This window comes from Vibrio sp. 10N.222.55.A1 (assembly GCF_041473835.1).
GTDB lineage: Bacteria > Pseudomonadota > Gammaproteobacteria > Enterobacterales > Vibrionaceae > Vibrio > Vibrio crassostreae_C.
Genome location: NZ_JBFRSX010000061.1, coordinates 51,929 through 59,029, shown reverse-complemented (window position 1 = coordinate 59,029; position 7,101 = coordinate 51,929). Strand labels below are relative to the sequence as shown.

At 42.6% G+C, this 7,101-nt stretch carries 7 protein-coding genes and 1 riboswitch; of the genes, 2 read left to right on the top strand and 5 right to left on the bottom strand.

Going from position 1 to position 7,101, the window contains the following annotated elements; all coding sequences use genetic code 11:
- Nucleotides 1–431: 431 nt before the first annotated feature.
- Complete coding sequence (locus tag AB4493_RS17800; protein ID WP_017061054.1) at nt 432–884, top strand: RNA-binding protein; 453 nt, start codon at nt 432–434, stop codon at nt 882–884.
- Here AB4493_RS17800 and murI read toward each other — a convergent pair.
- Genes murI through btuB form a run of 3 tightly spaced genes read right to left on the bottom strand, consistent with a single transcriptional unit; the run spans nt 847 to nt 4,245 of the window.
- Nucleotides 847–1,653, bottom strand: coding sequence for a glutamate racemase (gene murI / locus AB4493_RS17795; RefSeq protein ID WP_017061053.1), 807 nt, complete (start codon nt 1,651–1,653; stop codon nt 847–849). The genes AB4493_RS17800 and murI overlap by 38 nt on opposite strands.
- A 60-nt stretch (nt 1,654–1,713) precedes the next feature.
- On the bottom strand, nt 1,714–2,379 hold the full coding sequence (locus AB4493_RS17790) for an ATPase (RefSeq protein ID WP_017061052.1): 666 nt from the start codon (nt 2,377–2,379) through the stop codon (nt 1,714–1,716).
- Between the two features lie 48 nt (nt 2,380–2,427).
- Nucleotides 2,428–4,245 (bottom strand): TonB-dependent vitamin B12 receptor, encoded by a 1,818-nt coding sequence (btuB, locus tag AB4493_RS17785; RefSeq protein ID WP_372155533.1) that lies wholly within the window; start codon nt 4,243–4,245, stop codon nt 2,428–2,430.
- A 39-nt stretch (nt 4,246–4,284) separates the two neighbouring features.
- Nucleotides 4,285–4,489: riboswitch (cobalamin riboswitch) on the bottom strand.
- Nucleotides 4,490–4,643: 154 nt separating this feature from the next.
- On the opposite strand from btuB, the gene trmA reads away from it, so the two are divergent.
- Complete coding sequence (trmA, locus tag AB4493_RS17780; protein WP_017061050.1) at nt 4,644–5,753, top strand: tRNA (uridine(54)-C5)-methyltransferase TrmA; 1,110 nt, start codon at nt 4,644–4,646, stop codon at nt 5,751–5,753.
- 80 nt (nt 5,754–5,833) lie between these two features.
- On the opposite strand, the gene AB4493_RS17775 is transcribed toward trmA, so the two are convergent.
- Entirely contained in the window at nt 5,834–6,205 is a 372-nt protein-coding gene (locus AB4493_RS17775) for a YijD family membrane protein (RefSeq protein ID WP_017061049.1), read from the bottom strand.
- Nucleotides 6,205–6,846, bottom strand: a complete 642-nt coding sequence (gene fabR, locus AB4493_RS17770; RefSeq protein WP_010438693.1) for an HTH-type transcriptional repressor FabR — start codon at nt 6,844–6,846, stop codon at nt 6,205–6,207. The genes AB4493_RS17775 and fabR overlap by 1 nt, the downstream gene beginning before the upstream one ends.
- Between the last annotated feature and the right edge of the window lie 255 nt (nt 6,847–7,101).

Below are 7,101 nucleotides of genomic sequence, written 5' to 3'. Positions count from 1 at the left end.
GATAAAACGTTTTGATATTCATCAACGAGTGCCCACACAGATTGATAGGTTTAAATTGTTAAAGAGCGCTAGCGTTTTGTGATTCACATCTCAGTCGCTAGGGGTGCGTACTATACCTGCACCACTTTGAGAGTCAAGGGTTATTTTCAAACTCTTTTTCTCTACCGATTTCGCTGTGTGACTTTCGTCTCACTCCGTGTCGGTGAGGCGGCATTATAGAGAGATTGAGATGGAGCACAAGGGCTTTTTGAAATAAAAGTTTTGTTCGCCTAAAAAGCCACCAGATCCGCATTTTTCGAATAAAAACTAAACATTTGAGACGTATCACAGCAATACATTGGAAAAATGGAAGCCATGAACGTAAGATTCATGTGTCTATTTTGTTAATGGTAGATGCGTCTATTTCGTTTATTAATATGTAGTATTCCGATATGAACTCAAAAAAATCGATGTTGTTAATTGTCGCACTGGCTGTATTAGGCGGCATTGTTTTCTCTCAGGTAGATATATCGCCTGCAATTACCTTTATCCTTGGTGTCTTGGCTTCCGCTTTTGTTGTTAACTTTTCAAGCACCGACTCAAAATCAGATTCAGAACCTAAGGCTTCAACCAAAACACTTTATGTGGGTAACCTTCCATACAAAGCGAACGAATCACATGTACGTGAATTATTCTCAGAGCATGGTGAAGTATTTGCAGTACGTTTAATGAAAGACAAACGTACTGGTAAAAGAAGAGGCTTTGGATTTGTTGTTATGGCAAGTAATGATGTGAATCATGCAATCTCTGCACTTAACGATAAAGATTACATGCAACGCACTTTAAAAGTACGTGTTGCAAATGATCCTAAACATCCTGAAGCGGACGAATCTGAACTGAGCTAAACCCTAACTGCTTTAACATACTATTTAGTGCACTTTCTTTTTTAGGAAGTGCACTACAAAAAACTTCACGTACTCCCCCTTCTTTATTAACGCTTTCCAAACCCAACAAATCTTGAACCCGCTTAGCTATCGCTTTACCAGAATCTATCAGCACTACACTTTCACCTAGTACTTGTTGAATCTCTGATTTGATCAATGGGAAATGAGTACATCCTAATACAGCCACATCAATTGTGTTGATCATCGGCTGAAGGATTTGCTGTAACTCTTCAAGGCTAATCTCCTCGCCTCTGAGTTTATCTTCGGCCATATCCACCAGCCGAGTAGAACCCAACAGCTCTACTCTTTTATTACTCGAGAAGTTTTTGATGAGCTCGTGTGTGTATTCACGAGTAATCGTCGCGGGAGTCGCAATAAGGCCAACCGCTTTATTAGCCAGTAACGAAGCAGGTTTGATTGCCGGGACTACGCCGACAATAGGGATAAGGTTATTAGCGCGAAGTGTCGGCAGGACTATCGTACTGGCCGTATTACAAGCTATCACCACGATATCAATAGCGTGACTCGCCACAAAACTGGCGACGATACTTTGGACTCGCTGAATGAGGACTTGCTGATCGAGCTCACCATAAGGGTAAGCCTCGTTATCGAATACATAGATATAGTTGTGATTGGGTAGTAACTGGCTTATCTCTTTATATACAGACAGACCGCCAACTCCAGAATCAAAGACCAATATGTTTTTTTGTATGCTTTCCGACACAACCATTACCTGTAATAAGTTCCGCAGCAATGATACCCCTTCACCTAGTTTTCGCCAATCATCACTCTACATAATGCAAGCTCGGTAGCGTTGATGCCCAAAGCGCTCACCCTGCTCTACATTTTCTAGCTCTATCTTAAGCTTACCTTTAAAGCATGGCGCTGACGTGACTAAGGTATGGAACTCACCATCTTCTCCACATGGGTCGACGTGACTTGGCAAACTGTCTATTAGTTCAGGCGTGTATTCTTTCCCGCAATAGCTCATGTCTAATGCATCGCTATCAACTGTGACGAGAAAGGTTTCGATTCCTCTATTTATGATTTCTTGAGCCAGAGTTTGGCTACTCTCTCCCAGTAGAGGAAATACACACTCCCAGCCCGCAGGTTCTATATAACTTCTTCGGTAGTCAGCAATACCATTGCAAAACATATCGCCGAATGCCACGGCATCAATAGATAAACCCGATCCTTTAAGCGCCGTAACAATCGTACTTTGATAGATCTCGTTACTTGGGAAGACTTCCGGCAGCTCAATCGTTATTAATGGCAAGCCGAACAATGTTGCCTGCATTCCGACAACCTCGATTGACGTGACTTGGAAAGGAACCTCATCACCAACATACGTAGTATAGAGAGCAACAACTTCATACTCGGTGCTTTCAAGTAGACGTTCTAGGGTTAATGTAGAGTCTTTGCCTGACGACCAACTTATGACGACTTTCTTTTTCATTGATATACCCAATAAGAAAAAACCGCCCGAAGGCGGTTTAGGTGATAATTAGAATTGGTAAGTAGCATTCACGTAATATGTACGCTCTGGTGATGGGTATCCACCAGCAGTCTCGTACTCTTCGTCAGTTAAGTTATCCACTCGACCATTTAAAGTAAGGTTTTCATTCGCATAGTAGTTCACTGAAACATCAAACAAGCTATACGCTGCGAGATCTTCAGAGAAGTCCGGTCTCTCACCTACATATTGGAAACCTAATGAAACATCAACATCATCGAAACTAGCCACTGCATTATACTTGTAAATCTTCTTAGCTCGGCGTATCAGTTGCTCACCAGATTGATCTTCTGGGTCTTGGAAATTAGTGCTCACTTGGTGGTTAATGAAGCTAGTATCAAATCCAACGACCATTTCCACACCACGTAATTGGCTTTCGCCATCGGTATTGTAGTACTTACTTGTCGCGTAGTTGTAATCAATTAAGTCTTCGACGTTCGTGTCATAGCCAGTAATCGACCAATCAACATCCTTGATTAAGCCACCAAAAGTCAGTTCAAATGAATCTGCCTTTTCAGCTTCTAACTGTGCATTACCGTAGTAGCTATATAGTTGATACAAGTTAGGTGCTTTGAAGGATGTGCCATAAGCTGCTTTTACAACAAGCCACTCAGCATAACGATAGCCTAACCCTGTGTTGTAAGTAGTTTCTGTACCAAACTGCTCATTGTCATCAACACGAAGACTCAGTTCTCCGAACACTTTATCCGCATCTGCGTTTAATGCAGCGAAGTACGCAACATTCGTTCTGTCGTATTCAGTATTCGAAGGCTTAACAATATAAGCCTCATCACGCCAATCTACACCACCACTAAGAGTCAGTGACGACGTTAGTTTGTATGAATTCACCCATTGAACATTTAGCTGTTCAAGCTCATCAGATGTTGCTGACGCTGAGTTCTTGCCTAAAGACTGTTCGTAGTTCCAGTTATCTTGATTCTGATAGTTAACTAAGAAATCAGACTTAAGTTCACTGCCACTATATTTAACACCAGTAGCAAAGGTCGAATTTTGAACTTCAGCTTCTTTGTAAGAATGGTCTGTACCAAATGAACCATCGTACTGAGAAATGGTTTCAAACATACGGAAATTCGCGAAGCCACTCCATTGCTGATCAAAATTATGAACATAACCAATTAGAGCATTGCGTGATTCAAAACCATGGCGATCACCATCATTAACACCTGGTAATGGATGAACGTTGTATCCCTCATCGGAATCGTAACCAACAGATACGTTCAAGTGACCATTTTCACCGACCTTAGTACCACTAACAAAGCTCAGCTCTTGGTAATCTAAGCTTCCTAAACCTGCACTAACTGCCGTTTTTTCATTGTCAGAGTTTGCAACAGTAATAATGTTGATAACACCGCCGATAGCTTCTGAGCCATACATAGCGGCACGAGCTCCTCGAACGTATTCCACTCGGTCAACGAATGTAATTGGTAACTGGCTAAAATCGACACCACCCTTTGCAGCTCGCGCAAAACGAATACCATCAATGAGAACAAGCACTTGATCAGAGTTAGCACCACGAACAAAGATCGAAGCTTGCTGTCCTCGGCCTCCATTTTGTGAAACCTGAATACCCGTCAATCGTCTAAACACATCTGTTAGAGACTTAGCTTTAATTCGATCGATATCTTGGCGTGTTACTACTTCAACTTGAGCGACAACACTTTCCGTGCTTTGCTCAAAACGGTTAGCCGTAACCACCATGGTTTCGTCGGCAGATGCTTGTTGGGCGTGTAAATTGGAGATAGGTGAAAGCAGCGATGCTACAGCAACCGCTAAAAGGGATTTGTTCATGTTGTGATCCTAAATCGCGTAAATTCCTACCAAACCACATGTCATGGTTTAGCCGCTGGCAGGTATTCGGACTCAAGAGCACAACCTTATGGTTACCTGATATTCGACTTCCCACAAAAAGCTATTTGCAGTGTCTGATGAATACTCGTTCTCTTTTACCGCTGCGCGTCAGTTCTGGATTCACACCAGATTCCCTCTTCAGCCATCTATACATCTAAATGGCACCAGCTTGCCGGAGATAGTATTGACCTCTGAATCATTTGTCTAGTCTAAGATAGTTATAAGCTATAGTTTTCATGGTCGATTTACATTGAATGGCGCTCAACACTGGACAAGCGCCTGTGATTGAATAAAATCTGCGCTCTTGATTTAAAAGCACGACAGCAAAAGGCATAACCATGGCGAATTTAGATGTAAACCCGCAACGCTACCAAGAACAACTGGCAGAAAAGACAGAGCGTCTTACAGAAATGTTCTCAGAATATGATGTGCCTGAACTGGAAGTGTATGAATCTCCAGAACAACACTACCGCATGCGTGCTGAGTTCCGCGTGTGGCATGAAGGTGACGATATGTATTACGTCATGTTCAATCAAGAGACTAAAGAAAAATACCGCGTAGACCAGTTCCCTGCAGCTAGCCGTCTTATCAATGACCTAATGCCTCTATTAACAGATGCAATGAAGGACAACCACTCTCTGCGCCACAAGCTATTCCAAGTAGACTTCCTTTCTACGTTAAGCGGCGAAATTTTGGTGTCATTGCTTTACCACCGTCAATTAGGTGAACAGTGGATTCAAGATGCTAAAGCACTTAAGCAGCAATTAAACGATGAAGGTTTTAACCTAAACCTGATTGGCCGTGCGCGTAAGATGAAAATCGTACTGGACCGCGACTACGTAATTGAAAAGCTAGATGTGAATGGTGATAGCTACATCTACCAACAAGTAGAGAACAGCTTTACTCAACCCAACGGCAAAGTGGCAGAGAAAATGTTGGAATGGGCTGTCGATTGTACTCAAGACAGCAAAGGCGACTTACTTGAGCTTTACTGTGGTAACGGTAACTTCTCATTAGCGCTAGCACAAAACTTCGAGCGTGTACTGGCAACTGAACTGGCGAAACCGTCAGTAGAATCTGCGCAATACAACATCGCTGCGAACAACATTGAAAATGTTCAGATCATCCGTATGTCTGCAGAAGATTTTACTGTAGCAATGGAAGGCAAGCGTGAGTTCCGTCGTCTACAGCAAGCGAACATCGATCTTAAGAGCTACAACTGCAACACTATCTTTGTTGATCCACCGCGTTCAGGTATGGATGTTGATACTTGTAAGATGGTTCAAGGCTACGAGCGTATCATGTACATCTCTTGTAACCCTGAAACATTGAAAGAGAACCTAGACATCCTAAGCGAAACGCACGACATCACTCGTTTTGCTCTGTTTGACCAGTTCCCTTACACGCACCACATGGAAGCTGGCGTATTCCTAGAGCGTAAAGCGTAAGTATCGCTTTCAGGTCTAAGCCAAACAGCAGATACAAAAAAACGAGCCCATTGGCTCGTTTTTTTAATTTCTAAATCAGCTTAAGCAGTTTTGCCGATAAAGCCGAGTTTCTTACCTACCCATGCAAGAAGCAACATCGCGACAATAATCGCAAAGAAGTTTGAGCCAGCATCAGGGTGTTGTGCCTTCACAAAAGCCGAGTGGCCAAATGCACCTACAAAGAAACAAGCCAAACCTACTAGTGGAATATCTTCAGATACTGGGTTAGTTAGGTACTCTTGGTAAAGTGCTTGTACAGCCAAGACTAAAGCAATCAGTGGGAAAATAGAGAAGCCCACTTCGCTCATTGTTACCCAAGATAACAGAGCATCACCACACACACCGGCAATAACAGCAAGTACGAGTGTCTTTCTTTCTGAACCACGGTTTACAGTATTATTTTCATTCGACATTATTCAATCCCGCCTTTTAATCGGTTACGTTCACGTTCTTTACGATACCAAAAAGCCCCTTTGGCCATCATTCGCAATTGCATGATCAAGCGTTCAGCCAGTTCATCTCGCTGACGTCGATCTAAATCTAATGCTTCTGCCCCTGAGTTGAAGACCAAGATAACGGAGGCTTCAGCTTGAGTAAAAGCTTCGTCTCGTGTCATGCCAGTCGTTATCAAATATTCGGTTAACTCAGCAGAGAAGTGCTGTATCTCACGAGCTACCGCTGCACGAAACTCAAATGAAGTTCCTGAGCGCTCTCGCAATAACAGTCTGAATACGTTAGGGCTGCTTTCAATGAATTCCATAAAGGTTTCAACCGATGTACGAATCACACTGCCTTCTTTTACTATGCGTTGCCTAGCTTGACGCATTAACTGGCGCAGCAGTAAGCCACCTTCATCAACCATGGTTAAGCCAAGCTCATCCATGTCTTTGAAGTGACGATAAAAGGAAGTCGGTGCTATTCCAGCCTCACGAGCGACTTCTCTCAAGCTTAGATTGGAAAAACTACGATCGGCGCTGAGTTGGCTAAATGCTGCATCGATTAAGCTGCGACGAGTTTTTTCTTTTTGCTGTGCGCGAATGCCCATTGGTTTCATACTTTATCAATTTCTTCTTTTACAGCCTAAACAGGCATGTCTAATACTCTATTCAATATAACGCGAATCACTTATTTATATAAGGCACTCTGGTTATATAAGACACTAAACATACCTCTTTGTTCACGTACCGAAGTAAATACGTTCGAAGAAAAAATTTCAATATCCACGCTGTCATTTGGAGACATACGACATACCAAATATTATTTTTTCGATAACACTGCGTGATCCCACCGACTCTCTGATGCCCTTTTC